The sequence below is a fragment of the Lysobacter sp. A289 genome (genome assembly GCF_054072675.1).
In genome coordinates this window covers 203,944-230,423 of record NZ_JBSVRN010000001.1, presented here as the reverse complement: position 1 = coordinate 230,423, position 26,480 = coordinate 203,944, and the positions used below count along the sequence as shown (strand labels likewise).

38 protein-coding genes are annotated in these 26,480 nt (G+C 60.2%); 30 read left to right on the top strand and 8 right to left on the bottom strand.

The window, feature by feature from the left end; translation table 11 throughout:
* Positions 1-71: 71 nt before the first annotated feature.
* The 5 genes from ACW5DN_RS01140 (at position 72) to ACW5DN_RS01120 (ending at position 3,025) form a co-directional block, all read left to right on the top strand.
* Positions 72-347, top strand: a complete 276-nt coding sequence (locus tag ACW5DN_RS01140) for a hypothetical protein (RefSeq protein ID WP_456960931.1) — start codon at positions 72-74, stop codon at positions 345-347.
* Between the two features lie 70 nt (positions 348-417).
* The gene (locus ACW5DN_RS01135; protein ID WP_456960930.1) at positions 418-831 is read left to right on the top strand and encodes a hypothetical protein; all 414 of its coding nucleotides are present in this window, start codon (positions 418-420) and stop codon (positions 829-831) included.
* 557 nt (positions 832-1,388) lie between these two features.
* Positions 1,389-1,886: a hypothetical protein gene (locus ACW5DN_RS01130; RefSeq protein ID WP_456960929.1), complete on the top strand. Its 498-nt coding sequence runs from the start codon at positions 1,389-1,391 to the stop codon at positions 1,884-1,886.
* Positions 1,887-2,022: 136 nt separating this feature from the next.
* Complete coding sequence (locus ACW5DN_RS01125) at positions 2,023-2,409, top strand: hypothetical protein (RefSeq protein ID WP_456960928.1); 387 nt, start codon at positions 2,023-2,025, stop codon at positions 2,407-2,409.
* 142 nt (positions 2,410-2,551) lie between these two features.
* A complete protein-coding gene (locus tag ACW5DN_RS01120; RefSeq protein WP_456960924.1) occupies positions 2,552-3,025 on the top strand; it encodes a hypothetical protein in 474 nt (157 codons plus the stop codon).
* Between the two features lie 138 nt (positions 3,026-3,163).
* On the opposite strand, the gene ACW5DN_RS01115 is transcribed toward ACW5DN_RS01120, so the two are convergent.
* Positions 3,164-3,376, bottom strand: coding sequence for a hypothetical protein (locus ACW5DN_RS01115; protein WP_456960927.1), 213 nt, complete (start codon positions 3,374-3,376; stop codon positions 3,164-3,166).
* Positions 3,377-3,558: 182 nt separating this feature from the next.
* On the opposite strand from ACW5DN_RS01115, the gene ACW5DN_RS01110 reads away from it, so the two are divergent.
* From ACW5DN_RS01110 to ACW5DN_RS01020, 19 genes are all read left to right on the top strand, one after another.
* Positions 3,559-3,945, top strand: coding sequence for a hypothetical protein (locus tag ACW5DN_RS01110; protein ID WP_456960926.1), 387 nt, complete (start codon positions 3,559-3,561; stop codon positions 3,943-3,945).
* A 128-nt stretch (positions 3,946-4,073) separates the two neighbouring features.
* Positions 4,074-4,370 carry an SdpI family protein gene (locus ACW5DN_RS01105; RefSeq protein ID WP_456960925.1) on the top strand — a complete coding sequence of 99 codons (297 nt, stop codon included), beginning with the start codon at positions 4,074-4,076 and terminating at the stop codon, positions 4,368-4,370.
* 126 nt (positions 4,371-4,496) lie between these two features.
* A complete protein-coding gene (locus ACW5DN_RS01100; protein ID WP_456960924.1) occupies positions 4,497-4,970 on the top strand; it encodes a hypothetical protein in 474 nt (157 codons plus the stop codon).
* 177 nt (positions 4,971-5,147) lie between these two features.
* The gene (locus ACW5DN_RS01095) at positions 5,148-5,405 is read left to right on the top strand and encodes a type II toxin-antitoxin system prevent-host-death family antitoxin (RefSeq protein ID WP_456960923.1); all 258 of its coding nucleotides are present in this window, start codon (positions 5,148-5,150) and stop codon (positions 5,403-5,405) included.
* Complete coding sequence (locus ACW5DN_RS01090; protein WP_456960922.1) at positions 5,393-5,713, top strand: type II toxin-antitoxin system RelE/ParE family toxin; 321 nt, start codon at positions 5,393-5,395, stop codon at positions 5,711-5,713. Before ACW5DN_RS01095 ends, ACW5DN_RS01090 begins: the two co-directional genes overlap by 13 nt.
* Positions 5,714-5,913: 200 nt before the next feature.
* Complete coding sequence (locus tag ACW5DN_RS01085) at positions 5,914-6,327, top strand: DUF6326 family protein (RefSeq protein WP_456960921.1); 414 nt, start codon at positions 5,914-5,916, stop codon at positions 6,325-6,327.
* Between the two features lie 607 nt (positions 6,328-6,934).
* On the top strand, positions 6,935-7,345 hold the full coding sequence (locus tag ACW5DN_RS01080) for a hypothetical protein (RefSeq protein ID WP_456960920.1): 411 nt from the start codon (positions 6,935-6,937) through the stop codon (positions 7,343-7,345).
* Between the two features lie 72 nt (positions 7,346-7,417).
* Complete coding sequence (locus ACW5DN_RS01075) at positions 7,418-7,951, top strand: GNAT family N-acetyltransferase (protein ID WP_456960919.1); 534 nt, start codon at positions 7,418-7,420, stop codon at positions 7,949-7,951.
* Between the two features lie 102 nt (positions 7,952-8,053).
* A complete protein-coding gene (locus tag ACW5DN_RS01070) occupies positions 8,054-8,449 on the top strand; it encodes an MAPEG family protein (protein WP_456960918.1) in 396 nt (131 codons plus the stop codon).
* 140 nt (positions 8,450-8,589) lie between these two features.
* Positions 8,590-9,309 (top strand): CPBP family glutamic-type intramembrane protease, encoded by a 720-nt coding sequence (locus ACW5DN_RS01065; protein ID WP_456960917.1) that lies wholly within the window; start codon positions 8,590-8,592, stop codon positions 9,307-9,309.
* A gap of 503 nt (positions 9,310-9,812) precedes the next feature.
* Complete coding sequence (locus ACW5DN_RS01060) at positions 9,813-10,313, top strand: GNAT family N-acetyltransferase (protein WP_456960916.1); 501 nt, start codon at positions 9,813-9,815, stop codon at positions 10,311-10,313.
* Positions 10,314-10,443: 130 nt separating this feature from the next.
* Complete coding sequence (locus ACW5DN_RS01055) at positions 10,444-10,842, top strand: GFA family protein (RefSeq protein ID WP_456960915.1); 399 nt, start codon at positions 10,444-10,446, stop codon at positions 10,840-10,842.
* Positions 10,843-10,910: 68 nt separating this feature from the next.
* A complete protein-coding gene (locus ACW5DN_RS01050; RefSeq protein ID WP_456960914.1) occupies positions 10,911-11,297 on the top strand; it encodes a VOC family protein in 387 nt (128 codons plus the stop codon).
* A gap of 77 nt (positions 11,298-11,374) precedes the next feature.
* Positions 11,375-11,767, top strand: a complete 393-nt coding sequence (locus ACW5DN_RS01045; protein ID WP_456960913.1) for a hypothetical protein — start codon at positions 11,375-11,377, stop codon at positions 11,765-11,767.
* A 69-nt stretch (positions 11,768-11,836) separates the two neighbouring features.
* Entirely contained in the window at positions 11,837-12,151 is a 315-nt protein-coding gene (locus ACW5DN_RS01040; protein ID WP_456960912.1) for an Mpo1-like protein, read from the top strand.
* 219 nt (positions 12,152-12,370) lie between these two features.
* Positions 12,371-12,742, top strand: a complete 372-nt coding sequence (locus ACW5DN_RS01035; RefSeq protein WP_456960911.1) for a hypothetical protein — start codon at positions 12,371-12,373, stop codon at positions 12,740-12,742.
* Between the two features lie 39 nt (positions 12,743-12,781).
* On the top strand, positions 12,782-13,165 hold the full coding sequence (gene crcB / locus ACW5DN_RS01030; RefSeq protein WP_456960910.1) for a fluoride efflux transporter CrcB: 384 nt from the start codon (positions 12,782-12,784) through the stop codon (positions 13,163-13,165).
* A gap of 171 nt (positions 13,166-13,336) precedes the next feature.
* Positions 13,337-13,795, top strand: a complete 459-nt coding sequence (locus ACW5DN_RS01025) for a hemerythrin domain-containing protein (RefSeq protein WP_456960909.1) — start codon at positions 13,337-13,339, stop codon at positions 13,793-13,795.
* 241 nt (positions 13,796-14,036) lie between these two features.
* The gene (locus ACW5DN_RS01020) at positions 14,037-14,909 is read left to right on the top strand and encodes a DNA ligase (protein WP_456960908.1); all 873 of its coding nucleotides are present in this window, start codon (positions 14,037-14,039) and stop codon (positions 14,907-14,909) included.
* 32 nt (positions 14,910-14,941) lie between these two features.
* Here ACW5DN_RS01020 and ACW5DN_RS01015 read toward each other — a convergent pair whose 3' ends face one another.
* From ACW5DN_RS01015 to ACW5DN_RS01005, 3 genes are read right to left on the bottom strand one after another with little or no spacing between them, the layout of a single operon-like run.
* Positions 14,942-15,898, bottom strand: coding sequence for an aspartate carbamoyltransferase catalytic subunit (locus tag ACW5DN_RS01015; protein WP_456960907.1), 957 nt, complete (start codon positions 15,896-15,898; stop codon positions 14,942-14,944).
* Positions 15,895-16,422, bottom strand: coding sequence for a Holliday junction resolvase RuvX (ruvX, locus tag ACW5DN_RS01010; protein WP_456960906.1), 528 nt, complete (start codon positions 16,420-16,422; stop codon positions 15,895-15,897). The genes ACW5DN_RS01015 and ruvX overlap by 4 nt, the downstream gene beginning before the upstream one ends.
* Complete coding sequence (locus ACW5DN_RS01005) at positions 16,419-16,985, bottom strand: YqgE/AlgH family protein (protein ID WP_456960905.1); 567 nt, start codon at positions 16,983-16,985, stop codon at positions 16,419-16,421. The genes ruvX and ACW5DN_RS01005 overlap by 4 nt, the downstream gene beginning before the upstream one ends.
* A gap of 175 nt (positions 16,986-17,160) precedes the next feature.
* Between ACW5DN_RS01005 and ACW5DN_RS01000 the strand changes: the two genes are divergently transcribed.
* The 4 genes from ACW5DN_RS01000 (at position 17,161) to ACW5DN_RS00985 (ending at position 20,983) form a co-directional block, all read left to right on the top strand.
* The gene (locus ACW5DN_RS01000) at positions 17,161-19,014 is read left to right on the top strand and encodes an ATP-binding protein (protein WP_456960904.1); all 1,854 of its coding nucleotides are present in this window, start codon (positions 17,161-17,163) and stop codon (positions 19,012-19,014) included.
* Positions 19,011-19,448, top strand: coding sequence for a response regulator (locus ACW5DN_RS00995; protein ID WP_456960903.1), 438 nt, complete (start codon positions 19,011-19,013; stop codon positions 19,446-19,448). Before ACW5DN_RS01000 ends, ACW5DN_RS00995 begins: the two co-directional genes overlap by 4 nt.
* Positions 19,449-19,489: 41 nt before the next feature.
* The gene (locus ACW5DN_RS00990) at positions 19,490-20,089 is read left to right on the top strand and encodes a DNA-3-methyladenine glycosylase I (RefSeq protein WP_456960902.1); all 600 of its coding nucleotides are present in this window, start codon (positions 19,490-19,492) and stop codon (positions 20,087-20,089) included.
* Positions 20,090-20,161: 72 nt separating this feature from the next.
* Positions 20,162-20,983 carry a DUF4377 domain-containing protein gene (locus ACW5DN_RS00985; RefSeq protein ID WP_456960901.1) on the top strand — a complete coding sequence of 274 codons (822 nt, stop codon included), beginning with the start codon at positions 20,162-20,164 and terminating at the stop codon, positions 20,981-20,983.
* A gap of 95 nt (positions 20,984-21,078) precedes the next feature.
* On the opposite strand, the gene ACW5DN_RS00980 is transcribed toward ACW5DN_RS00985, so the two are convergent.
* Together ACW5DN_RS00980 and ACW5DN_RS00975 are read right to left on the bottom strand one after the other, a co-directional pair.
* Positions 21,079-22,221: a PilT/PilU family type 4a pilus ATPase gene (locus ACW5DN_RS00980; protein ID WP_456960900.1), complete on the bottom strand. Its 1,143-nt coding sequence runs from the start codon at positions 22,219-22,221 to the stop codon at positions 21,079-21,081.
* Between the two features lie 69 nt (positions 22,222-22,290).
* Positions 22,291-23,328: a type IV pilus twitching motility protein PilT gene (locus ACW5DN_RS00975; protein WP_456960899.1), complete on the bottom strand. Its 1,038-nt coding sequence runs from the start codon at positions 23,326-23,328 to the stop codon at positions 22,291-22,293.
* Between the two features lie 236 nt (positions 23,329-23,564).
* Between ACW5DN_RS00975 and proC the strand changes: the two genes are divergently transcribed.
* Both proC and ACW5DN_RS00965 read left to right on the top strand, forming a co-directional pair.
* The gene (proC, locus tag ACW5DN_RS00970; RefSeq protein WP_456960898.1) at positions 23,565-24,416 is read left to right on the top strand and encodes a pyrroline-5-carboxylate reductase; all 852 of its coding nucleotides are present in this window, start codon (positions 23,565-23,567) and stop codon (positions 24,414-24,416) included.
* Positions 24,417-24,420: 4 nt separating this feature from the next.
* Positions 24,421-24,936, top strand: a complete 516-nt coding sequence (locus ACW5DN_RS00965; protein WP_456960897.1) for a DUF4426 domain-containing protein — start codon at positions 24,421-24,423, stop codon at positions 24,934-24,936.
* 6 nt (positions 24,937-24,942) lie between these two features.
* On the opposite strand, the gene ACW5DN_RS00960 is transcribed toward ACW5DN_RS00965, so the two are convergent.
* Together ACW5DN_RS00960 and pdxH are read right to left on the bottom strand one after the other, a co-directional pair.
* Positions 24,943-25,767 (bottom strand): ABC transporter substrate-binding protein, encoded by an 825-nt coding sequence (locus ACW5DN_RS00960; protein WP_456960896.1) that lies wholly within the window; start codon positions 25,765-25,767, stop codon positions 24,943-24,945.
* On the bottom strand, positions 25,764-26,390 hold the full coding sequence (gene pdxH, locus ACW5DN_RS00955; protein ID WP_456960895.1) for a pyridoxamine 5'-phosphate oxidase: 627 nt from the start codon (positions 26,388-26,390) through the stop codon (positions 25,764-25,766). The genes ACW5DN_RS00960 and pdxH overlap by 4 nt, the downstream gene beginning before the upstream one ends.
* Positions 26,391-26,480: the final 90 nt, after the last annotated feature.

Sequence of the window (26,480 nt, the reverse complement as noted above, 5' to 3'; positions counted from 1 at the left end):
CAATTCATTCAAGCCGAACCCGCTTCGCGGGTCGGCTTAATTCAGGCGTTAGGCCGCTAGGAGAGCTTCTCGTGACGTGGGAAATTAATCCAGACTTCGCACAACTTCCGGCAATCTCTGTTGGTGACATCGTTCACTTGAAGCACAGCGATGGATTCACCTACGTTGTCAAAGCCATCGTGTCTCGCGCATCCGCAGACCAAATTGACGCTAAAGTTGAAGCACTATTCGACAGTTTTGGTCAAGGACAGCTAACTGCTGGGGAGCCGCTTGAGCTTGTAGGTACAACCTTAACGTTCCCGCCAAAGGCCGTGCACAAAGTGATTTCGCGCGGTGGCGCGGCCTAACAATTCATTCAAGCCGAACCCGCTTCGCGGGTCGGCTTAATTCAGGCGTTAGATGCCAGGGGAGACATCGGTGATACCTGAAGCTTGGCGCTTTCCCATCCTTATCATCGTGTCGTTGGTCGTCTTCGCGGTGATCCTGCGATTCGTTACTCGGCGACGCTCCATCAAGCCAACTCCTGCTTCGGTGCTGTCGGTTTCCGCAGTAGTTGTTGTTGGCGGCATGCTCTTCGCCAAATTTGCTCAAAACGCTGGCTGGCCTTGGTGGATCTACTACACCGTTCCAGCGCTCGTTACCCTTGTTCTTCCGCCAGCCGTCTTCCGCCTCTCGGGGCAGGAGCTTTGGCGCTATCTGGTGCTAGCATTCCTATCAGCGCCAGCCATTCATGTGGCCTTTTCTCTGCTGCTTGGCTGGCACGACTACATGCCATTCCTGCCAGTTCCCTCGTTGCAAGAGCTGCTGGGCCATGGCGGGGCTGGCATCTAACAATTCGTTCAACCCGAACCCGCTTCGTTCCACCAACAACATGGCAGATAGAGCTTGCCATGTTGTTGGCTCTACTACGCAGGTCGGGTTAACTCAAGCGTTAGGCGTCAGATCACTTCTATCGCAACGGGAAAGAGCCATGACAAAGCTTGAGGAGTCCTTTGAGGCCAAAGTGCGATCAGCAGTTGCTGAGTGCCGTAGCCTCGGATACAGCCCGAACGATTTTCAGCAAATGCTAGATTCTTCTAGCGCTGTCCATCTGGCACAAAGGCTCGTAACTTCCGGTGACATTCAGTCCGGGCTCAAGCGTCTGTCTGGTCTCGGCCGCCCTGATCTTGCCATTGAGTCCATCATGCTCGAATCCGAGTTCCATTCATTGTTCCCACAGCCCATCCTAGAGGCTGCTCGCTGGCGTCTTGACCAGGTACAGCCCGGCTGACGCCTAACAATTCGTTCAAGCCGAACCTGCTTCGCTACACCAACAACATGGCAGAAAGAGCTTGCCATGTTGTCGGCTCCGCTACGCAGGTCGGCTTAACTCAGGCGTTAGACATCATATGAAACTTCTGCCTGCTCTTATAGTTCTCACTGCGCTATTCCTTCACCCGCGTGTCTCTCACGCAACGGCCCAAATTCCAGACGAAATAATCATGAATGGCCAGACATTCATGACCCACTCTCAGCCTCTCGCTAAAGTTTTAACACTTGAGCCGCAGGAAGGCGGCATCCGGCTCGACAGACCCTTTGGAGAGTGCACTGCATCTTGGCGTGGGTACCGCGCGACATGGGAGCTTAGAGAGCAGAAGTTGTACTTAAAAAGAATACTAATTAACCCCTGTGCTGACCACCCAAAAGAAGTAAATATAGCGGAACTTATGGCTGGGAGGACGAATCCGATCTTCGCCGACTGGTTCACAGGAGTCTTGGTCGTACCTCAAGGTAAGCTCCTGAGCACTGTGCATATGGGCCATCACACCCAATACGAAAGTTACGTTGTGATGATTTTCAAGAAAGGCGTTGTGGTTTCGAGAGTTGAGCTAGACGAACTGCAATGATGTCTAACAATTCATTCAAGCCGAACCCGCTTCGCGGCTTCGGCAACACCGTCGCATCGGCAAGCGCGCCGCTCTCCTGTTTTTCGCGCTGCGGGTCGGCTTAATTCAGGCGTTAGGCCGCTAAGGGGAGAGCGTCGTGATCATCCTGCGCACACATCCGGAGCACGTTCCAAAGGTTGTGGAGCGCTCCATGCACGCACTCGCACGGTCGCCAACCATTTCACCTGGCGACCTGATCCTTATTTCCTTGGCCGTTGCAAAGACCACCGATGGTCTTCCACCTATTCGGTACGTCATGGAGTTCGTAAAGATCCGGGCTGACCGAACAGGTGACACATCACGGGAGATCTGGGGCAAAAAGTGGCCCTACATCCTCTACGGCCAAGGCTGTCGTCCGCTTGCCAACCCCTTCGACATCCGAGACCATCAGGTGTCGGGTCACAACTATGGTCAAGGTGGCCCATTTGTGTACGTTGATCCAAATGATGAGGCTGTTGTCTGGCAACGCGGGCTTTTGGCGTAACCGGTGCGCGGCCTAACAATTCGTTCAAGCCGAACTTGCTTCGTTACACCAAACACATGGCAGAAAGAGCTTGCCATGTGTTTGGCTCCACTACGCAAGTCGGCTTAACTCAGGCGTTAGGCGGCTTTGAAGGGGCACTACAATGGCTGAGTTCGCAAAGCAAAAGAACGAGCTTCATGCTTTTCTTCAGCTTGTCGAAATCGCTCGACTTGACGCCGACGTTTCATCTATTCGCCAGCTGAGCCCTCCCAACCCAGACATCATCTGCTGGGTCTCAGGCGCCGACCGCGGCTTCGAGCTGACAGCTGTAACCGATCCAGTCATTGAAAGAAAATTTGGCACGGGGCAATTTCATCCCTCAAACTATCGAGTAGATATCGCAGATGCCGTCGAGTGCATCACGCGCAAAGAGCACAAGAGGTACTCTATGCAGCGAATCGAACTCGTTGTCCACGAGGGGGCCACGCCCATTGACGACCTTTGGATATGGGATCAGTCGGAGCTAAATAGGGCGATCCAATTGGCAACGGACAAGTCATCATTTTCAAGGGTATGGCTCCTCGACATCAGCAATAGGAAAGCTCGCGCATATGTTTCTGGTGCAGTTCCCGCCTAGCTAACTGGCAGAGCCGCCTAACAATTCGTTCAAGCCGAACCTGCTTCGTTACAGCACCGTCGTGGCAAAAAAAGCTTGCCACGCCGTTGCCTCCACTGCGCAGGTCGGCTTAACTCAGGCGTTAGCCCGCACCGAGCATCACGTGCTGGGCTTGGGCTGCAGCAACTTGCCGCCTGTCGCGCCACCGGTTCTTTTGGGCATCGCAACCGTAGCGGCCTCGCCTTTCGGCCGGTTGTCGCGAAGGTTCGTTCCGGCCTGCGCGGCCGGGTTCTCGCCAGGCTGGCTCACGGCGGCTGACAGTTCGTGGCGGTGCAGGTTCTCGGCGCGCAGGTACGGTTCCAGCCGCAACATCGTGCAGGGGGTTCGTCGCACTCCACCGTCATCGGCTAAAGTGCGGCCTAACAAGTCATTCAAGCCGAACCCGCTTCATCGCCTCGCTCGAGTGTGTCGTTGGCGGTGTTGCATCGGCTCCCGGTCTGCACGGTGCGGGTCGGCTTAATTCCAGCGTTAGGTCGCTCAGGGAGGATGCGCGCATGTTCCGTAGAAAGCTATGGCTGGGCCTCGCAACGTTGGTCGCCGTCCAGATCGTCATGAGTAATCTTGCCGACGCAATCGGAGCCGACGATCTCAGCTACATCACGTCGCGGTCAGTGTTGATCGCGTTCACAGCGGCGTTCGCAGGCGGCATAGTCGCGCGCAAAGGGTTCGTGGTACCCGCGTTAGGTATGTGGCTCATCATTTGGGCTGCTATCGCATACGTCCTCTACCAAATCGCAGAGCCATTTGGCCAAGCTCCATTCGCGTCCATCCTCCAGCACAACTGGGTGGCCTTCCTGCTCTCTGGTGCGGCAACCGCTGTGGGTGCATTTCTCGGCCAGGCGCTTGCTGTTAGGCTCTATCGTCGTCCGGCAGCAACCTAACAATTCGTTCAAGCCGAACCTGCTTCGTTACACCAACGGCGTGGCAGAAAAAACTTGCCACGCCGTTGCCTCCACTACGCAGGTCGGCTTAACTCAGGCGTTAGGCGGCATAGAGAGGTCGCGGCGACATGACAGCCCAAATCATTGCAGCCCTATTCTTCTGTGCACTCGGAGCCCTGCTGCTCCTCAAAGCTATTCCGCCCAATCGTTGGTTTGGTCTTCGGACACCTCGCACTCTCGCGGACCCGGTCGTTTGGTATCGTGCTCATCGTGCCTTTGGCTGGATACTCCTCATCATCGGGCTTGCGGCCGCAGCAGCCGTAGGTCTGTGGCCTACCACGCCAGTGGACCCGGCTTGGGGACTTTTCGCAGTGCTTGTAATCGCGGCGGCAACGGTGATCGTGTATCGCCGGTATGCCGCCTAACAATTCGTTCAAGCCGAACCTACTTCGCTACACCAACAACATGGCAAAAGGAGCTTGCCATGTTGTTGGCTCCGCTACGCAGGTCGGCTTAACTCAGGCGTTAGGCGGCTTTGAAGGGGCACTACAATGGCTGAGTTCGCAAAGCAAAAGAACGAGCTTCATGCTTTTCTTCAGCTTGTCGAAATCGCTCGACTTGACGCCGACGTTTCATCTATTCGCCAGCTGAGCCCTCCCAACCCAGACATCATCTGCTGGGTCTCAGGCGCCGACCGCGGCTTCGAGCTGACAGCTGTAACCGATCCAGTCATTGAAAGAAAATTTGGCACGGGGCAATTTCATCCCTCAAACTATCGAGTAGATATCGCAGATGCCGTCGAGTGCATCACGCGCAAAGAGCACAAGAGGTACTCTATGCAGCGAATCGAACTCGTTGTCCACGAGGGGGCCACGCCCATTGACGACCTTTGGATATGGGATCAGTCGGAGCTAAATAGGGCGATCCAATTGGCAACGGACAAGTCATCATTTTCAAGGGTATGGCTCCTCGACATCAGCAATAGGAAAGCTCGCGCATATGTTTCTGGTGCAGTTCCCGCCTAGCTAACTGGCAGAGCCGCCTAACAATTCGTTCAAGCCGAACCTGCTTCGTTACAGCACCGTCGTGGCAAAAAAAGCTTGCCACGCCGTTGCCTCCACTGCGCAGGTCGGCTTAACTCAGGCGTTAGACCTTTGCACCAAGCACTTGCGCGCCTCAAAGTAGCACTGTAGTGTCACTTCATGCGTACAGAACTCGTCACCACCCTTAAGCGCCAAGCTACTGACCTCCTCTCGGACATCGAGCGAGACAAAGAGCCCATCCTCATCACCCAGCATGGACTGCCCAGCGCCTATCTCGTGGACGTTGAGACCTACCAACTCATGCAACAGCGCATGACCGTGCTGGAGGGCATCGCCCGCGGGGAGCAGGCAGTCGCTGAAGGACGCGTGGCCACCCACGCCCAAGCCAAGAAGCGCTTGGCCCGATGGTTGAAATAATCTGGTCGGAGCCGGCGTTGAGCGACTTGGACGCTATTGCCGACTACATCGCCCTGGAGAATACGGCTGCAGCTGCAGTGCTAGTCAAGCGCGTAGTCGCCCACGTTGAGCATCTTGCGGATCATCCGGAGAGTGGCGGCCGCCCACCGGAACTCAAGCGGTCACGGTATCGCCAAGTTGTTGAACCGCCCTGCCGCATCTTCTATCGCTATGACGGACACAAGGTTTTTATCCTGCACGTCATGCGGTCAGAGCGTCTACTCCGTAAAGGACGGCTTGCATCTCGTGCAAAGCAGGCAAAGATCTAACAATTCGTTCAAGCCGAACTTGCTTCGCTCCACCAACAACGTGGCAGAAAAAGCTTGCCACGTTGTTGGCTCCGCTACGCAAGTCGGCTTAAATCAGGCGTTAGGCGGCATGCCATTGGTCACAGCGGCTTGTGTCACTTTGCTCTATTTGCAAGGGAAAGTAGCATCCGTCAGGCACTCTGAAACTTAAGGGCTTTTCCATGATGCGACTCAAAGCTTTTGACGTGCCGACCCCGCTCAAACTCAGTGCTGCTTGGGCCGCTACCGTCCTGTGCTACATCTATTGTGACTACTTCGACCTCTATGTGCCGGGTAAGGTGCAGAGCATCCTCGAGGGGCATGGGCCGTTCGGTCCCGTCTCGCAGTGGACGCTTCTTGGCGCGGGGGTGCTACTCATAGTCCCAAGTACGATGGTATTTCTATCGGTCGTGCTGCGACCGACGGCGAGTAGGCTCTTGAGCCTCGTCTTTGGTGTCATATACACCTTGATTATGGTTCTTCTAGCGTTCGTAGTTCAGTGGTATTTTTACAAGTTTTTCGCAGTAGTGGAGGCGGCACTCACCGCCACCATAATCTGGATCGCATGGCGGTGGCCTAAAGCAGATGCCGCCTAACAATTCGTTCAAGCCGAACCTGCTTCGCTACACCAACAACATGGCAGGTAAAGCTTGCCATGTTGCCGGCTCCGCTACGCAGGTCGGCTTAACTCACGCGTTAGGCGGCTAGACTAGCTCTGTCGTTCATCAACTAAAGGGGAACAACCATGGGGATGGTTTTTTGTAGGGGTTGCGGCAAAGAGATCCACGAGACGGCGCCGGCATGTCCGCTATGCGGAGCATTGCAGATCGGTCCAACGCAACTCACATCAGGGCGCAGCGTCGGCAAGCTAATTGCGTGGGGATTTGTGTGGGTGTGCGTTTTTTGGCTTGTGTCGTTGTTCTTCGCAGGCATGTTCGCAGGCGCCCTCGACCCAGAGAATGCTAGCGCCGCCGGTGAACGAGTCGGAGAGACCCTCGCTGCCCCATTCCTTCTACTAGCAATCCTAGTGTCCGCTCTGCTTACCTACTTCGGCAAATTGCCCGGTACAAGAGTAGCCGCCTAGCAATTCATTCAAGCCGAACCCGCTTCATCGCTTCGTTCAAATGTGTCTTTGGCGGCGTTGCATCGGCATCCGGTCTGTACCGTGCGGGTCAGCTTCACTCAGGCGTTAGGGGGCACTTCATGCGTCTCGCAATCTTGGCGTTAGCTACTTTGGCACTATTCGGCTGCACCACGACTCATCTCGGGCCGCAAAAGCCACCGGAATACTTCGTCAACCCAAGCGTGCTCTACCTGTCCGAAGCTTCGGGAGAGTTTGCTGAAATAGTTAAGAGAACCGTCTCTCCTGCACTACGCTCGGCGACGGATGTGGAGAGAGCCTTCCTGGTCAACTTCGAGTACCCGGACGGAAAGGAAGGTCTGTGCCTTTGCCTAACACCGAGTTCCGCCGAGCCCATGAGAACAGCGGAGAAGGTTGGTGATGCCTTCGGGTTGATCGCGGAGCAAGGTGTCTATTTGGATATCATGTTCATCGGCGATGAATCGCTGCGCTCTGTAGAACAGGTTGCCAAGCCCTTCTATGAGCGCCCCTAACAATTCATTCAAGCCGAACCCGCTTCGCGGCGCGGCTTAACTCAGGCGTTAGCCCTCATACCCGGTTCCCCAATGTTTGAGAGATTGCCACACAGCCTGGAACGCTTGCGCCTCCGCACCCTGCGGCCAGACGATCTTGATGCCTTTCACGCGTATCGCAGTGATCCAGTTGTCGCTAGGTACCAAGGCTGGGAACCAATGACGCTATGGGAGGCTTCGGACTTCCTGCGGTCTCAAGCCAGCCAAACCAGCCATGCGCCTGACACATGGCGGCAATTGGCAATTGCCGCCCTGAAGAGCGATTTATTGATCGGTGATATTGGTGTATGGCTTTCTCCTGACTGTTTACAAGCAGAGTTTGGCCTTAGCATCACCCCCGTGGTTCAGGGGAACGGGTATGGCGCTGAGTGCGTACGCGGGTTGATAGAACTCTTGTTCTCGGCCACAGCCGTCGCTGAAGTTGTAGCAAGCACGGATGTCCGCAATTTGGCGTGCCTCGCGGTCTTGGCGCACTCAGGCATGCGCCACATGGACACGCGACAGGCTGAGTACAAGGGTGAGATTTGTACAGAGCATCTGTTCTCAGTGCGCAAGACTGAGGGCTAACAATTCATTCAAGCCGAAGCCGCTTCGCGGCTCGGCTTAATTCAGGCGTTAGGCGGCAAGGGGCAGTACTCGTATCTTCATTCTTAAAAAGGGGGCAGAGTCATGAGCACAGAGCTTCTGTATTTGACGTTGGTCGCTGCGTTCACCGCAGTGCTGTGGGTTCCATACATCCTGAACCGTTTTGCTGTCTGGGGTCTCTCCAACACCGTCGGATACCCGTCCAACCCGAAGCCCCAGTCTTCCTGGGCAGTTCGCCTACTTAAAGCACATGCCAATGCCGTGGAGAACCTGGTGGTCTTCGCCGCCCTAGTGCTCATCGCGGATGCTGCCGGCGTCAGTAACTCCATTACTGTCGGCGCATGCGTTGTGTACTTCTGGGCCCGGGTAGTACACGCAATCGCCTATGCGTTTGCACTGCCATGGCTTCGCACCCTAGCCTTCGTTGCCGGGTTCTTTGCACAGGTGGCAATTGCATGGCAGTTACTCGCTGCAGCGTGAGTTGCCGCCTAACAATTCGTTCAAGCCGAACTTGCTTCGCTACACCAACAACATGGCAGAGAAAGCTTGCCATGTTGCCGGCTACGCTACGCAGGTCGGCTTAACTCAGACGTTAGGCGCCAACCGGAGGTCCGTCGCAAATGGAAGCAGTCATTTTCGCGCTGAGCTTTGCTGCAATTGCCTTTCTGATCTTTCTTGCGTTCAAGCACTGCGACAAGCGCTTGACCTTTACCTTTGGGTTGTTGTTCGCAGCCTACCTAGGACTCGATGATCTGGTCACTGGCTTGCCATCCGGCTCGTCTGCATTTAGTTTTATCGGCGGAGAATGGAATTGGTCTGGAAAGATCTACAGCCTACTGTTGTCCGTCGTGGTGGTGCTCGGGCTGGGCATCAAGCCCGAGGCACTTGGCCTTACCCTGTCGCAAAGAAACCTCAGAGCATCTCTAATCGCTCTGTTCCTTTTCATCCTCTGGGGTCTCTCACTCGGGCTGCTCTTCAAACCCTCAGTCCCGTCTGTAGAGACGTTTGCGTTCCAGGCGTCGATGCCCGGAATTGTGGAAGAACTGGTGTATCGCGGCATCGCTCCAGCCATCTTGCTCGGCCTCATCCGTGGCAAAGAGCCTTCGCAAGGCATACCCTGGGCCGTAGTGTTCATCACCGCTGTTGCCTTTGGCATCTGGCACGGGCTGAGCTACTCGGACGCTGCGTTCTCGTTTGACCCAATGTCTGCCTTGTTCCCGTTCATCGGTAGTATTGCCGGCGGTTGGTTGCGGTTCAATAGTGGCAGCTTGCTTTTCCCAGTCTTGGCGCACAGCTTTGCAAATGTCGCATTCCATCTCACTGCACTGATTGGCGCCTAACAATTCGTTCAACGCGAACTTAGGCGATAGACCCCTATGCTCGAGACCATCGCCAGAACAGTTGATCGCCCGATAGTCAGGGTGGGCTTGGGATTCCTCGGACTCCTGTTCGCTGCCGTTCTTTGCATCTTCCTTCTTGTCCTGCTCTACGTTGGTAGCCCGGACGCCGCAGCTATTGGCATCGGAGGCTACTTGGGATTAGCAGGGGGGCTGCTGCGAATGTTGTTCCGTACGTCTACTCTCAGACGTCGCCAGATTCTTCGAATAGTGACGCTCGCACTCCTCGCCACTGGTACTGTTACGGCCACAGCCTTGGTGTTCGGCTGGCTCGCTCCAGGCGGTTCTCACACTTGGCGCGCTTTCATCTGCGTTTCTCTTGTCATCAGCATTCTGCTCCTATTGGCCACGCTTCCATCGTTCTGGTCGGGGCCTAACAATTCGTTCAAGCCGAACCCGCTTCGCGGATCGGCTTAATTCCGGCGCTAGCCCCTGGAGCAAGCATCATGAAAATCCGAAAGGAAGGCCCTTCGGATACAGCGGCTGTTGAGGCCTCGACTATCGCGGCATTCCAGAACGCCGCTCACACCAACCATGCCGAACAATTTATTGTCAGGGCGCTGCGCAACTCCGGCCAGCTCACTGTCTCTCTCGTCGCAGAGGACAATGACTCGATTATCGGGCATGTCGCAGTATCGCCTGTAGCTATTTCGAGTGGTGCAGAACGGTGGTACGGGCTTGGGCCAATCTCCGTAACGCCAGAGCACCAAGGACAGGGGGTTGGCGCTCAGCTCATGGAGCACGCGCTTGCAGAGTTACGCACGCTAGGCGCTGCCGGGTGCGTTGTGCTTGGAGAGCCTGGCTACTACTCGCGCTTTGGCTTCAATGCGGAGCCTTCGCTGGTACTGCCCGGCGTTCCGGCAGAGTACTTCCAAGCCATTTCGTTCAATGGTTCGCTGCCCCTTGGGACGGTCTCGTATCATGACTCGTTCGCAGCCAAGGTCTAACAATTCATTCAAGCTGAACCCGCTTCATCGCCTCGTTCAAGTGCGTCGTTGGCGGTGTTGCATCGGCTCCCGGTCTGCACGGTGCGGGTCGGCTTAACTCGGGCGTTAGGTCTCACAGGGGATACTCTCAGTGCTCAAGGAAGTGGGTGGCGTCAAGATTCAGCTCAAGCACCGGGCAACTTGTCACTGTGGCTCAGTGGAGCTAGAGCTCGATCTGCCGGACGGCATCGTCAATCCGCGCCGCTGTGACTGTTCCATCTGTCGGCGCAAGGGCGCGGTTGTCGCTTCGGTGCTCTTGAACGGCGTCCGCATCGTTAAAGGCGCAGAGCATCTGAAGCTCTACCAATTCAAGACTCACACCGCAAAGCACTATTTCTGCGCCAATTGCGGCATCTACACGCATCATCAGCGTCGCTCCAGCCCAGACCAATACGGCTACAACGTTGGCTGTCTGGAGGGCGTCAACCCATTTGCAATTCCAAATATTCCAACCAATGATGGAGTCAACCATCCAGCGGATCGGGGTTGAGGCTTAACGCCGGAGTTAAGCCGCACAAGGGCCCTCGTCGCAGATCAACCTCACCGTTTGGAGTCATCGTGTCCGCACCAGCTCGCGCCGGCATCTTCATCTACGCCAAAGACCCTGATTGCCTTTCTGGCTTTTACCAGTCTGTTCTGGGCATGACGGCCGCTCATCGCACTGATCAGGTGGTTGTGCTTCGCTCGCCGGATTTGCAGCTCATCGTTCACGCCATGCCTCCAGAAGTTGCGTCGCAGGTCGCAATCACCAGCCCGCCGCAGCTGCGCGACAGTGCTGCTATCAAATTCTTCTGCACTGTCCCTAGCCTTTCGGGCGCTGAAGAATCAGCGCAAGCTTTGGGCGGGCAGATCCTTCCAGAGCAATGGCAAGGCCCCGGGTTCGTCGTTCGCAATGCCTGTGATCCTGAGGGCAATATCTTCCAGGTACGTGCGAGTGCGGCCTAACACACACATGTCCGCACAGCTTGGATCTAGCCGTTGCAAGGACTGGGGGCATCCAATTCCGCCAGTTGAGGTGTAACATGCGCATCGCAAAGACTGATATTCCAGCACGTATCACTATTCCGGGCGCCACGGCCCGACAGATTCCAGATTTCGGTGATGCCAGTGGTTATGGAGCTATTGGAGCAGAGTATTTCTCGCTTGGACAAGGCACGGACATCGCTCCATTGCTTCAAGGACTCGAAGACGATCTTTGCCAAGCCCCGCATTGGGGTTATCTAATAGAAGGTGAGATCATCGTTACGTACAAAGATGGGAGCCATGAGTCTGTGGGTTCTGGTGATATGTTCTTCTGGCCTCCTGGACATACGGTGCGAGTCGAGAAAGATGCTGAGGTGGTGCTTTTCAGCCCGCAGCATGAACATGGCCAAGTGATCGACCACATGCAAAGGAAGCTCGCAGGTGAGGCCTAACAGTTCGTTCAAGGCGAACCCGCTTCGCAAGTCGGCTTAACTCGGGCGTTAGACTGCGGGAGAATCGTCATGACCACATCACCTACCAAATTTCGCAGCATGAACGAGTTCTATCCGTTCTATCTTGGCCAACACACCAATAGAACCTGCAGACGGCTTCACTTTGCAGGGACAACCCTCGCACTGCTCATTGCTGCCTACGCTGTATATACCGGTAACTGGTGGCTGATAATTGTCGCCATCCTGCAGGGCTACGCATGGGCCTGGGTTGGGCATTTCTTCTTTGAGCACAACAGGCCAGCGACGTTCACACATCCGCTCTACAGTTTTGCGGGCGACTGGTACATGTGGTTTGACGTTTTGCGTGGCCGAGTCAAGCTCTAAGATGACCGCCCGCAGCCTAACAATTCGTTCAAGGCAAACCTGCATGGCCAGGCCCAGCTGGCGGCAAACGTACTTACGGTTTTTGCCTGCCTGCATGAGTGGCAGAACAGCGCTGCATTCAGCTGGTAGATGACGTTCGTTCGAGTGTATCGTTGGCGATGTCGCATAGGCTTCCGACCTGCACGATGCGGCTCCTTTTGATTCCGGCGTTACGCGGCTATGGCAGCACTCCTGTATCTCGCAGCATTTCTCGCCGTAGCTCTCGCCGTGGCGCATTCCGTGCTTGGCGAGAGGTACATTCTGGTTCGGCTGTTCCGCCGCGATGATCTGCCCAAGCTATTCGGCAGTTCGGAGTTCACCATTCGCACGCTGCGCTTTGCATGGCACATCACCACGGTCGCGTGGATCGGACTTGCTGCATTGCTGGTACATGCGGGCCGCGATGACCTAAGCACGTCCGGCGTGTTGCGCATCATCGGAGCCACTTTTGTCGCCTCAGGCTTTCTCCCCCTTCTTTTCACTCGTGGCAAGCACTTGTCTTGGCTGGTACTGTTCACCATTGGCGGCATCGCACTCTGGTGTGCCGTCTAACAAGGCCATTCAAGCCGACGCCAGGCCCACACCCCAACCATGAAAAGCATCCTGCTAGTCGGTCTCGGAGGGTTCATCGGCTCGGTCGCTCGCTACAAGCTGGGCGGCTTGGTTCTCCACCTGGCTGCGCAAGAACGCTTTCCGTACAGCACGTTTGTGGTCAATGTTCTCGGCTGCTTGGTCATAGGTGTTCTTGCCGGTCTCGCCGAGCGGTATGACTTGTTTGGCCCTGGCACAAGACTCTTTCTCTTCACCGGCCTGCTCGGTGGGTTCACAACCTTTTCCGCGTTCGGCCTGGATGCCGTGTTTCTTGTGCGTCGCGGTGAGTTCTGGGTGGCTGCATTGTATGCCGGTGCCAGCGTAGTCCTTGGTATCACTGCGGTTTGGCTGGGCCTCAAGCTCATCTCAATGCTCCCGCGCTGAGGCCTGCTAGCTTCCGAAACGGCATTGCGCAAGAACCGCAACATCAATGAATACTCGGGTGATCTGTTCGAATTCGGGCCGGATCAATTTACCGGTTGATCCGGGACTGTTGCACGGTCTTGACGCCGGTTCGGGCATGGTCGGTTCTCCGCCACTCCCGGAACTCCCGCCATGTCCAACACCCTCTATGACGCCCTGCGCGAAAGCCACGAAACCCAGCGCGCGTTGTTGCGCAAGTTGTTGCGCAGCAAGCCGGGCACGCAGGCGCGGATCAGCCTGTTCAAGGACGTGCGGGTGGAGCTCGAGGCGCACGAGGCGGCCGAGGAGCGCTACCTCTACGCCCCGATGCTGATGGACGACGCCGGCCTGGACTCGGCCCGGCATGCCTTGCACGAGCACCACCAGATCGACGAGCTGGTCGCCGACGTGCAGGCGCTGGCGCCCGATGGCGATGCCTGGATCGAGAAGGCCCGCGAGCTGTCGCACGAGGTGCACCATCATCTGCGCGAGGAGGAGAAGAAGTTCTTCCAGATGTCCGGGAAGATCCTCAGCGAGGCGCAGAAGACCCGCCTGGCCGGGCAGTACCGACGCGATTACGCGCGGATGCGCAAGCAGTTGGAAACGGCGTGAGTGTCCGACTCCTACGTCACCTCTACGACGCGAATGCCGAAGACATTGAGCTCCGGGTGTGGCAGGCGCTGGGCCTACCCTAGCGGTCGCGGACGGTGATCGAGAACGGCGCCAGCCATCCCGGACTGGGCAACAACGGCGAGGTGCTGTCCGGCCAGGTGCTATAAGTGTGTACCTTTCCGGGCCTGTTCGACCCAGCCTCAAGTATCCGATCTCCCGCTACCAACTCAAGGATGAGACCATGCCCCTGCGTGCCCTGCACCTGTTGTCCTGCCTGCTGTTTTTGCTGCTGCCCGGCCCGTCGTTGCGCGCAGCCGAGCCCACGCCCCCCGCATTGATGCTCGCGACGACCTACGAGGCCGGGGTCGACGTGTCTGAGTATTGGATCAGCGAAAAACTGGATGGGGTGCGCGGCCGTTGGGATGGCACTGTGCTGCGTACCCGCGGGGGATACCGGGTTGACCCGCCGGACTGGTTCACCGCTGACTGGCCGACGGTAGCGATGGATGGCGAATTGTGGCTGGGCCGCGGTCGGTTCTCCGACGTCAGCGGTGTGGCGCGCTCTACCGAGCCGGATGAGGCGGCTTGGCGGCAGGTGAAATTCATGGTGTTCGACCTGCCCGCCTCCACGGAGCCGTTCGGAACGCGAGTGCTACAGATGCGCTCCGTGCTTGCCCAGGCCGATATCGACTGGCTGCAACCGGTGCCCCAGGTCCGGGTCGCCAATGCCGGGGAACTCGACGAGCGGTTCGATGCGGTAGTCGCGGCCGGCGGCGAGGGGCTGATGCTGCATCATCGGCTGGCGAAATATGCGTTTGGCCGCAGTGATGATCTGCTCAAGTACAAGCCCTACCAGGATGCCGAAGCACTAGTGGTCGGCCATACGGATGGGCGCGGAAAATATGCGGGCATGCTCGGCGCGTTGATCGTGGAGCGACCCGATGGACTCCGGTTCCGCATCGGCAGCGGCTTCACCGATGCACAGCGGGCGGAACCGCCACCGGTGGGGAGCCATGTCACCTATCGATACAACGGATTGACATCCAACGGTGTGCCGCGTTTTGCGCGGTTCCTGCACATCCGCCATTTGCTGCCGCCTCCCGACCCCGAGTGATGATCACCCGGTAGCCGCGATGCGGGCCGGAACTACGCCGCTGAGGCCTTCAGCAGGCTTTCCAGTACCGCCATCCGCACGGCGACCCCGTTACGGACTTGTTGCAGGACCAGTGATTGCGGTCCATCGGCCACCTCGTCGGTGATCTCGACGCCGCGATTGATCGGACCCGGGTGCGTCACCACCGCGTCCGGTGCGGCCCGGCGCAGGCGCACGGCAGTGAGTCCGTAATCGCGGTGGTAATCATCCAGCGAGTTGACCAGACCATCCGCCATCCGTTCGCGCTGCAGGCGCAGCATCATCACGACGTCGACGCCATCCAGAGCGGCGTCCAGGTCGTGGAGGACGCGGCAACCCGGAAGGCTGGATGCATCCGGCAACAACCCCCCGGGGCCACAGACGCGGATCTCACCGGCCCCCAGGATGCGCAAGGCGTCCAGATCGGAACGGGCCACGCGCGAGTGCTTGACGTCACCGACGATCAGTACCTTGAGCCCGGCAAAGTCCTCACCCTTGGCTTGCCGCAGCGTCAGCATGTCGAGCAAACCCTGGGTGGGATGGGCGTTGCGACCATCGCCAGCGTTCACCAGCGAGGTCTGCGCGCCCGCGTGGGCGGCAAGCGCCGCCACCGCGCCATTGTCCTGATGACGCACCACGAACCCGCGCACGCCCATCGCCTCGATGGTCCTGAGGGTGTCACTGGCCGTTTCACCTTTGCGGGTGGAGGACATGGACACATCGAAATTGAGCACGTCGGCACCCAGCCTTTGAGCCGCGAGCTGGAAGCTCAGCCGGGTGCGGGTGGACGCCTCGAAAAACAATGTGCAAACAGCAATACCGGCAAGTGAATGACGGTTGTCCTGGCCATCGGCATAACGCTGGGCGTGGTCGAGCAGCGCGACAAGCTGCTTGCGCGGCATGTCCTCCAGGGTCAGCAAATGCCGACTGGTCGGACCGGAAGCCTCTGGATGATGCGTGGTTACAGTCATGTGTTCTCTTGGCCAATCTGGCTAATGGATATGGCGTCATCGGGTGCGGCCAACCAGCGCTCGACAATGACCGCGGCGGCAACCGCATCCAGCGTTTGCGCATCCTTGCGCCGCTTGCGGCCCTGGGCCCGATCATCGGCAAAACGCTGTGCCGCCTCGATCGAGCTGGAGCGTTCGTCGACCAGCACCACGGGCAGCCGGTACCGCGCCTGCAGCTCACGCGCAAAAGCGTGCGCCCGAAGCCTGGCCGGCTGGCTGCCACCGTCCAGGGTCAACGGGTCGCCCACGACCATGCCGTCGGGGAGCCATTGACTGCGCAACCGGTCGAGCATGATCCAGTCCGGCGTGATCCAGTCCGGACCGTGGCCATGTACGCCGATAACCGCCAACGGACGTGCGTGGTGACCGAAGCTGTTGCCCACGGCGACGCCGATCCGGCGGGAGCCCACATCGAAACCAAACACGGTGCCATCGCGGCGGATCTCCGCCGTCCCTGGATCCGGCGCGGGCGTGCTGGTACTCATGCGCGCCCGGAGTAGGAAGCCAGGTGTGCAAAATCCACCCCGATGCGGCCGGCGGCGGCTTCCCAGCGGATGTCCAATGGGAGGGAAAACAGCAACTCGGTGTCGGCGGGTGCAGTCAACCAGTCGTTTTCGGCCAACTCCTGTTCGAGCTGACCGGCCCCCCAACCGGCGCAACCCAGCGCGACCAACGCGTTGGCCGGACCTTCCCCGCGCGCCATCGCTTCCAGGATGTCGCGGGAGGTGCTCAGGAACAATGACGGGCTGATTGACAGCGTCGAGTCCCATTGGCCACCGCCATCGTGCAGGACGAAGCCGCGCTCGGGATGAACCGGCCCGCCCGCCAGCACGGGCTGGGCGCGCATGTCGTCGCTGCCACCGTCGACATCCATCTGCCCCAGCACGTCGCCCAGGCAGTATTCGGAGGTGCGGTTGACCACGATGCCCATCGCCCCATCAGCGTCGTGCTGGCAGATCAAGGCGACGCTGCGTGAGAACGGGCTGTCGCCCAGGGACGACAAGGCGATCAGCAACTGATTGGCAAGTGGGGTGGCGACAGAACTCATGGCCAGCATTCTAGCCTGCGCATCTACCAAGCCAACGGGTATTCACACGGGACTGATCCGCGATCACCCATTGTTGATTTGCTCGAAACCAAACGCGATGATGCCGGGGTCTTGGGTTCGGCCCACGCAATGGCGGTGACGGGGACGACCACACCGACAGGGGAGCACTAACAACATGCAGATGAGCGCGCGCAGCGAACGATGGAAGCGGTGGCGACTGCCGGCGCTGGCGGCTGCCATCCTGCTGATTGTCGTGCTGCCCATGATCCTGCTGTACTCGGTGATGCGCGGAAACTTCGAAGCCGCTGACCGGGTCAACCACATCCGCAACGTGGAGTCGATGATCCACTCGTTGACGTATGAAGTACGCAATATCGAGGCCGCCACACTGGCGCTCGCCGCCGGTATCGACACGCCGCTGGTTCGCAGCCGCCTGCAGGACAGCACCGCGCAGATCCCGGAGAAGTTCGCCAAGCTGGTTCAACTCACGCGCGAAGATCCAAAGCAGCAACTGGCCATGGGCCAGCTGAAAAGCACCCTGGAGCAACGTCGCCGCCTGGCCGATGAGACCACGCACAGTACCGGCCGGGATCAGCAGTTCGCCAGGGTCGAAGAGATCATCACCCGTTATCCGATCCAGTCGATTACCGCGCAGATCCTTGACCGGGAACAGGAGCGTCTCGACCAGCACATCGACATCGCGCAACGCCTGCGTGGCCAAGGCGTTGGCCTGATCTGGGTGGCCATGATCGCGCAACTGGCGCTGCTGGGCCTGCTGACATACTTGTCGCAAGCCCAGAGCGTTCGCAATCTGCACACCGAGCGGGCGTTGCAAGGTGCCAACGCCCGCGCAGAATCGGCTTTGCAGACGGTGCGTGAACCGATCGTGGCGATTGACGCCGGCCAACGCGTAGTGATGCACAACACGGCGTTCACCGAGCTGTATGGCCAGCCCGAAATCGAGGGCCGTGAGGATGCTGACCCGGAGTTGGCGAATGCGGAGGTTTTCCACGGTCGCCCTTTGGCGGAGATTGGCGGCGGCGCCTGGCAAGATCCGGTATTCCTGCAGCGCCTGACCGACGTACTGAAGCGCAACCGGGAGTTGTGGGATTACGAGCAGCGCCAGCGCACCAGCGATGGCAGCGACCGGGTCATGCTCATCAACGCCCGGCGCATGCCGCTACCGGACAGCGAGGACCAGGTGGTGTTGATCACCGTCAGTGACATCACCGCGCGGAAGGCGACCGAGAACCACATCCGCGAACTCAACAGTCAGTTGGAAGGCAAGATCGCGCAGGTATCGGAAGTCAACCGGGAGCTGGAAGCATTCAGCTATTCGGTATCGCATGACCTGCGCGCCCCGTTGCGGCATGTCGCCGGCTTTGCCGACAAGCTCGGCCAGCACCTGGGTGATGAACTCGACGACAAGGGTCGCCACTACCTCGATGTCATCGGCAGCTCGGCCAAGCGCATGGCGTCGCTGATCGACGACCTGCTGGTTTACTCCCGCCTGGGACGCAGTGCATTGCGACTGCAGGCGGTGGACATGCAGTCCATGGTGTCCGAAACCCGTGCAATGCTCGAAGCCAACACGGCCATCGACGCGCCCGATCACCAGATCACCTGGCGTATCGCGCCGCTGCCCATCCTCATCGGTGACGAGAACATGCTCCGCCAAGTCTGGCTCAACCTGCTGGGCAACGCGGTCAAGTACAGCTCCGGACGCGAACCGTCCGTGATCGAAGTCGACCACGAACGCATGCAAGATGGCAGTCATCACTTCAGCGTGCGCGACAACGGCACCGGCTTCGATATGCAATATGCAGGGAAGCTGTTCGGGGTATTCCAGCGCATGCACAAGGCCTCCGAATTCCCCGGCACCGGCATCGGCCTGGCGAGCGTTCGCCGGGTGATAACGCGCCATACTGGCCGGGTCTGGGCCGACGCCACGCCAGACGTTGGCGCGACCTTCCATTTCGTGCTTCCTTCCACCCTTGACAACACCCCTGACCGAGATCACAACGCATGAATCCGATCCGCACCATCTTGTTGGCAGAAGACAGTCCCGCCGATGCCGAAATGGCGATGGATGCCCTGCGCGAGGCCAACCTCATCAACCACGTCGTCCATGTAGAGGACGGCGTCGAGACGCTGGACTACCTCCTGCGCCGCGGCCGCTGGGCCGACCGCAAGGACGGCGACCCGGCCGTGCTGCTGCTCGATATCAAGATGCCGCGGATGGATGGCCTGGAAGTGCTGCAGAAGATGCGCGACGACGAGTCGCTACGGCGTATACCGGTGGTAATGCTGACCTCCTCCAGCGAGGAGAGTGACCTGGCGCGCAGTTGGGATTTGGGCGTCAACGCGTACGTGGTCAAGCCGGTGGATATCGATCAGTTTTTCACGGCGGTGAAGACACTTGGCCAGTTCTGGGCAATATTCAACGAAGTGCCATCGGAATAACCGCTCCGGGCCCGCGCCCACCTGGCGCAATGCGGTGAACAATGAACTCACTCGACTCCCTTGTGCAGGCCGACCAGGAGCCGCCGTCGGACTACTGCACCAGTGCTCCCGGCCATCCCCTGCATGGGCCGTACCACGATCATGAGTACGGTTTCGTGCAACGTGACCAGGCGGCGCTGTTCGAGCGGCTGGTACTGGAAATCAACCAGGCCGGATTGAGCTGGCTGACGATCCTCGCCAAACGGGATAATTTTCGCGCCGCTTACCATGACTTCGATGTCGACCTGGTGGCGGCCTATGGCGAGCAGGATCGCGCGCGCCTGTTGGCGGATGCCGGGATCATCCGCAACCGGCTGAAGGTGGACGCGGCGATCCACAACGCACGGGTCATCCAGCAACTGCGCATCGCCCACGGCAGCTTCGCGGACTGGCTGGACGCCCACGTCATGGTCGATGGCGTGCGCCGCGACAAGCCTGCCTGGGTCAAGCTGTTCAAGCAGACGTTCCGTTTCACCGGCGGCGAGATCACCGGCGAGTTCCTGATGAGCCTGGGCTACCTGCCGGGCGCACATCGGGACGATTGTCCGGTGCATGCACGGGCCATTGCAGCCGGTGCGCCCTGGGCGGTTGCTCCGCGGTAATTTTGGAGGCGGTGGCGTGAAGTAGTATCGACGCCTCGGTCGCCTCCGGCGATGTCCCCCAAAGGAGCGTCCATGAAGCCATTGATGCTGTTGTTTCCACTGATGCTCGCCGCGTGTTCCGCGCCAACCCCGCCCGACGCCGCCCAGCCGCCCGCCACCAATGCGTCAGTCGCGGACGCGGCGGTCGGACAAATCGTGGATGCCGCGTTGCTTGGGCGTTACCACTGGCAGCTTGATCAGGCCACCGACGCCAACGGCCAGCGCATCGACGCCCTGCTCGTCCGTCCCGACCAACCGGTGCAACTGGACTTCACCGACAGCCGCATCCAGATCAGCAATACCTGCAACTCGATGAGCGGCGGCTTCAGCATCGATGGCGAACACCTGCAGGTAAGCCGGCTGGCGCAAACCATGATGGCGTGCGCCGACCCCGCACTGGCCGCACTTGACGATGCCGTCGGTGATCGCCTGGCCGATCCGGCAACCATTGCCGTACAGCAAGATGGCGACACCGCCCAACTGACCCTGACCACCACCAGCGGCGACGTCCTGGTATTCGTCGGCAAGCCCACGGCGGAAACGCGCTACGGCAGCGAAGGCGAGCAGGTGTTTTTGGAAGTCGCCGCGCAGACCAAACCTTGCAACCACCCCCTGATTCCCGACAAGTCCTGCCTGCAGGTGCGCAAGCGGACGTATGACGAGAACGGACTGGTCGTCGGTACGCCCGGGGAATGGGAGCCGCTATACCAGGATATCGAGGGTTACACGCACGAGCCGGGCATCCGCAATGTAGTGCGGTTGAAGCAATTCACCATCGCCAATCCACCCGCCGATGGCTCGTCAATCGCGTACGTGCTGGACATGGTGGTCGAGTCCGAGCGCGTCACGCCCTGATCAATGAAAACAGCCGGGTTGATCGCCCGGCTGTTTTTTTATCAAGGGTTCTGGTGTCGCCGGCATTCAATGCCGGCCAGACGCGCCAGCAACTCTCAGCGCGTCTCGGCGATCTCAACGCCTTCCATGCCCGCAGACAGGGTTCTGGCATCGCCACTCTGGGCCAGCTTGATGCGCAGCCGCACCTCGTTCTGCGAGTCGGCATAGCGCAGCGCATCGTCGTAACTGATCTCACCGGCCTGGTAGAGCTCGAACAAGGCCTGGTCGAAGGTGCGCATGCCCAGTTGGATGGACTCCTTCATCACTTCCTTGAGCTTGTGGATCTCGCCGTCGCGAATGTAGTCCTGGACCAGCGGCGTACCCAGCAGTATCTCCATCGCAACCCGTCGGCTCTTGCCGTCCGGGGTCGGGATCAGCTGCTGCGCGACTACGCCCTTGAGGTTCAGCGATAGATCCATCAACAACTGGCTGCGACGATCCTCTGGGAAGAAGTTGATCATCCGGTCCATCGCCTGGTTGGCGTTGTTGGCGTGCAGCGTGCACAGCACCAGGTGGCCGGTCTCGGCAAAGGCGATCGCATGGTCCATGCCTTCGCGGGTGCGCACCTCGCCGATCATGATCACGTCCGGTGCCTGGCGCAGGGTGTTCTTGAGCGCGTTCTCCCAGCTGTCGGTGTCGATGCCGACCTCGCGCTGGGTGATGATGCAGCCCTCGTGCTTGTGCACGAATTCGATCGGGTCTTCGATGGTGATGATGTGGCCGCTCGAGTTCTGGTTGCGATAGCCGATCATCGCCGCCAGTGACGTCGACTTGCCGGTGCCGGTCGCACCGACGAACAGGATGATGCCGCGCTTGGTCATGGCCAGGGTCTTGATCACCGGTGGCAGGCCAAGCTCCTCGATGGTCGGGATCTTGGTCTCGATCCGCCGCAACACCATGCCGACCTGGTTGCGCTGGTAGAAGCAGCTCACCCGGAAGCGGCCGACGTTGGCCAGGCCAATCGCGAAGTTGGCCTCGTGGGTCTTCTCGAACTCCTCGCGCTGCATCGGGTTCATCACGTTGAGCACCAGGTCGCGACTCTGCTGTGGCGTCAACGGATTCTGGGTGATCGCCTGCAGGGTGCCGTTGACCTTCATCTGCGGCGCCATACCGGCAGTGATGAACAAGTCGGACGCTTTCTCGTGCGCCATCAACTTGAGGAACGAGGTGAAGTCGATGCTTTCGGCGGTGCTGCTCATTGCGGTATCCCCTGGGCCGCGAGGCTCAATGCCCGGCGACGTATCTCGGTAAGTCGGTCAGTCACTCGATCAGTCGAACAGACGCTTGTCCTTGGCGTACTCGCGGGCCTGCGGACGCAGGATCAGGCCACGCTTCACCAGGTCTTGCAGGTGCTGGTCGAGGGTCATCATTCCGGAGTTCTGGCCGGTCTGGATCGACGAGTACATCTGCGCGACCTTGTCCTCTCGGATCAGGTTGCGGATCGCCGGGGTGCCAACCATGATTTCCCACGCGGCCGTACGCCCGCCGCCGACCTTCTTCAGCAGCGCCTGGCTGATCACCGCACGCAGGGACTCCGACAGCATCGAGCGCACCATCGGCTTCTCACCGGCGGGGAACACGTCGATGATGCGGTCGACCGTCTTGGCCGCCGAGCTGGTGTGCAGGGTGCCAAATACCAGGTGGCCGGTTTCCGCGGCGGTCAGCGCCAGGCGGATCGTCTCCAGGTCGCGCAACTCGCCCACCAGGATGTAGTCGGGATCCTCACGCAACGCCGAACGCAATGCCTCGCTGAAGCCATGGGTATCGCGGTGGACTTCGCGCTGGTTGATCAGGCATTTCTGCGAGGTGTGCACGAACTCGATCGGGTCTTCAACCGAGAGTATGTGCGCGTACTCGTTCTTGTTGATGTGGTCGATCATCGCCGCCAGCGTGGTCGACTTGCCCGAGCCGGTCGGGCCGGTGACCAGGATCAGGCCCTGCGGCTGGTCGATCAGCTCCTTGAAGATGCGTGGGGTCCCCAAGTCTTCCAGGGTCAGCACTTCGGAGGGAATCGTGCGGAACACCGCACCCGCGCCGCGGTTCTGGTTGAACGCGTTGACACGGAAGCGGGCAAGGCCGGGAATCTCGAACGAGAAATCGACCTCGAGGAACTCCTCGAAGTCACGCCGCTGCTTGTCCGACATGATGTCGTAGATCAACGCGTGCACGGACTTGTGGTCCAGCGCCGGGATATTGATCCGGCGGACGTCACCGTCAACCCGGATCATCGGCGGCATTCCCGCAGACAGATGCAGGTCGGATGCCTTGTTCTTGACCGAAAATGCCAATAGTTCGGCAATATCCATATATGTTCCCCAACACCGTGGATGGTTTGTCCCGCCGTATATCAACGACCCCCGCCCGGAACGCCGGCAGTCGTTTGTTGGCTGGCACTTGAAAGCCCCTTGGCCAGCAGTATAGCCCCGGACCCGCGTCGTCAACCCTGTCTTTCATCACAGGATCGGCGACTGTCATCACCCAGCCAGGCAAGCCGGCGCCGGCCCTCTTACACTGGCCGCCTGTCCGCAACAAGGTTTCCCACATGAGTTCCGCATCCCACCCTGCCTCCGCGCAGTTCCCGGTCGTTGCCTTCATCGGTGGCGGCAACATGGCCCGCAGCCTGATTGGCGGCATGATTGCGCGCGGTGCCGAGCCCGGCCGCGTGCATGTCGCCGAGCCCGTGGAAGCGCTGCGGCAGTCGCTGCAGGCCGATTTTGGCGTGTCGGCCTTCGCCACGGCCAGCGAGGCCGTCCAGGGCGCGGCGGTCTGGTTGCTGGCGGTCAAGCCGCAGGTCATGCGCGCGGTCTGCAACGAGGTCGCCGCCACCGCGCAGTCCACCCGACCGGTGGCGATCTCGGTTGCGGCCGGCATCACCTCCGGCCAGCTGGGGGGCTGGCTGGGCGGCGACGTCCCGGTAGTGCGCGCGATGCCCAACACGCCGGCGCTGCTCGGGGCGGGCATGACCGGGCTGTTTGCGAACCCCCATGTGGATGCCACCCAGCGCGAGCAGGCAACCCGGTTGCTGGATGCGGTCGGAACCACGGCCTGGATCGACGATGAGCGCCAAATGGACGCCGTCACCGCCGTATCGGGCAGCGGCCCCGCCTATGTCTTCCTGCTGTCGGAGGCGTTGCAGGACGCGGGCGTGAAGCAGGGCCTGTCCGCCGATACGGCGCGCGTGCTGGCCAACCAGATGCTGCTCGGTGCGGCCCGCATGCTGACGGAGCTGGACGAGTCCGCCGACGGCCTGCGCAAGAAAGTCACCTCACCCGGCGGCACCACCCACGCCGCGATCCAGACCTTCGAGACCGGCGGCTTGCGTGAGCTGGTCGACCGTGCAGTCACCGCCGCCGCCGTGCGCGGGCGCGAGCTGTCGGCAGCGAATGAGGATTGAGACGATGACTCCCTCCATTACGCCCATCGTCTTGCGCATGGCCCTGGCCGGACTGCTGGGCACCGCCTTGATGTCGGGGTGCTCGGCCGAGGCCCCCTCGTCCGACGCCGCCGGTATCGCGCCGGCCACGACCGCCGCGGAGTCCCAGGACACCACGATCCGGATCGGCGACACCACCGTGCGCGCCACGGTGCTGCAGACCTCGACACTGGGTGAGTTGGTCGCCAGCAAGTACGGCATCGAACGCAGCGACGATCGCGTCATGCTGCTGGTCGGTTTGCGCGAGGGCGAATCCGGACAGGCGGCGTCGGTCCCGGCGCAGGTCAGTGCCACCACAACCGACCTGCGCGGACAACGCGAGACCATCGAGTTGCGCCCGCTGGTCAGCGGCGAGCTGGTCGATTACGTCGGTTTCGTCCAGGTCACCTTGCCCGACACGCTGAGGTTCCAGGTCGACATCCAGTTGGAAGACGGCACGCGCTCGACCATGCGATTCAGTCGCCAGTTCGCCCCGCACTGAGCCCGCTCAGCCGTGGCGCGCGGCCCAATCGTTGATGATCGCGGCAATCGCGTTGACGCCGTCGGTCAACGCAGCCGGGCCGGGCTGCAGGATCATCACCGACTTGATCTCGTGCAGTTCGCCATCGCGCACCGCCGGGATGGCATCCCAGCCATCGCGGGCGGCGACCTTTTCCGGGCGGAACTTCTTGCCACACCAAGACCCCAGGATGATGTCCGGCGCACGCCGGATCACCTCGTCGGGATCTTCCAGGATGCGCTGCCTGGCCAGCGACTCGGCGGCGCGCTCCGGGAAGATATCGTCGCCGCCGGCGATGCGTACCAGTTCGGCAACCCACTGGATCCCGCTGATCAGTGGCTCATCCCACTCTTCGAAATACACCCTCGGCCGTCGCGGCAAGCGCGCGGCGGTCTCGGCAATGCGATCCAGTCCGCGCTGCAGCTCATCGGCGTAAGCATTGGCCTTGCCGGACGCGCCCACCAGCGCCCCCAGCCGGCGGACATAGTCCACGATGCCGTCGACACTGCGATGGTTGCTGATCCACACCTCGACCCCGCTGCGGATCAATTCGGCGGCAATGTCCGCCTGGATATCGGAAAATCCCACCACGAAGTCGGGTTCGAGCTTCAGGATCTCACCGATCTTCGCACTGGTGAACGCGCTGACCCTGGGCTTGGTCTTGCGCGCGATCGGCGGCCGCACGGTAAACCCGCTGATGCCGACGATGCGGTCCTGCTCGCCAAGTGCGTACAAGGTCTCGGTGGGCTCTTCGGTCAGGCAGACGATCCGCCTCGGGCCCTTCGTCGTCGCCGTCCCCGCCGGCACGCTCACGGGTACAGATTCCGCTTCGACCATTCGCCGGCCGCATCGCACTCGTACAGCTGCCGCTCGTGCAGGCGAAACTGTGCGCCGTACCAGAACTCGATCGCCATTGGTCGCACACGCAGCCCGGTCCAGCGCGGCGGACGCGGAATGTCGCGGCCCTCGAACTCCTGCTCGACCTGGGCTATCCGCTCATGGAAGCGTTCGCGGTCCAGGGTCTCGGACTGCTTGGATGCCCAGGCCCCGACCTGGCTGCCGCGGGCACGCATGGCGAAATAGGCGTCCGCCTCCTCGTCACTGACTATCTCCACCGGCCCGGCGATCCGTATCTGCACGCCCTCGCGTACCCGCGGCCAATGGAACATCAACGCCGCGCGCGGGTTGTCCTGCAACTCGCGACCCTTGCGGCCATCCAGATGGGTGTAGAAAACAAAGCCACGCCCGTCGTGCGCCTTCAACAACACGGTTCGCAGCGACGGGCAGGCATCGCGGCTGGCGGTCGCTACCCCCATCGCCGTCGGGTCCGGTTCACCGGCAATGCCTGCTTGCGCAAACAGCTCGTCAAACGTCACGAGCGCCTCGCGCAGCAGCTCGGGAAGCGCTGGCTCCAGCGCGGTCGCGTCAATGGTCATGCGCCTATTGTGGGCCGGCGCGGCGGTGGCTGCACCCCCGTTGCCGACGACCGGCACGCCGTTGCAGCGCGCCGGCCGGGCCGACGCTAC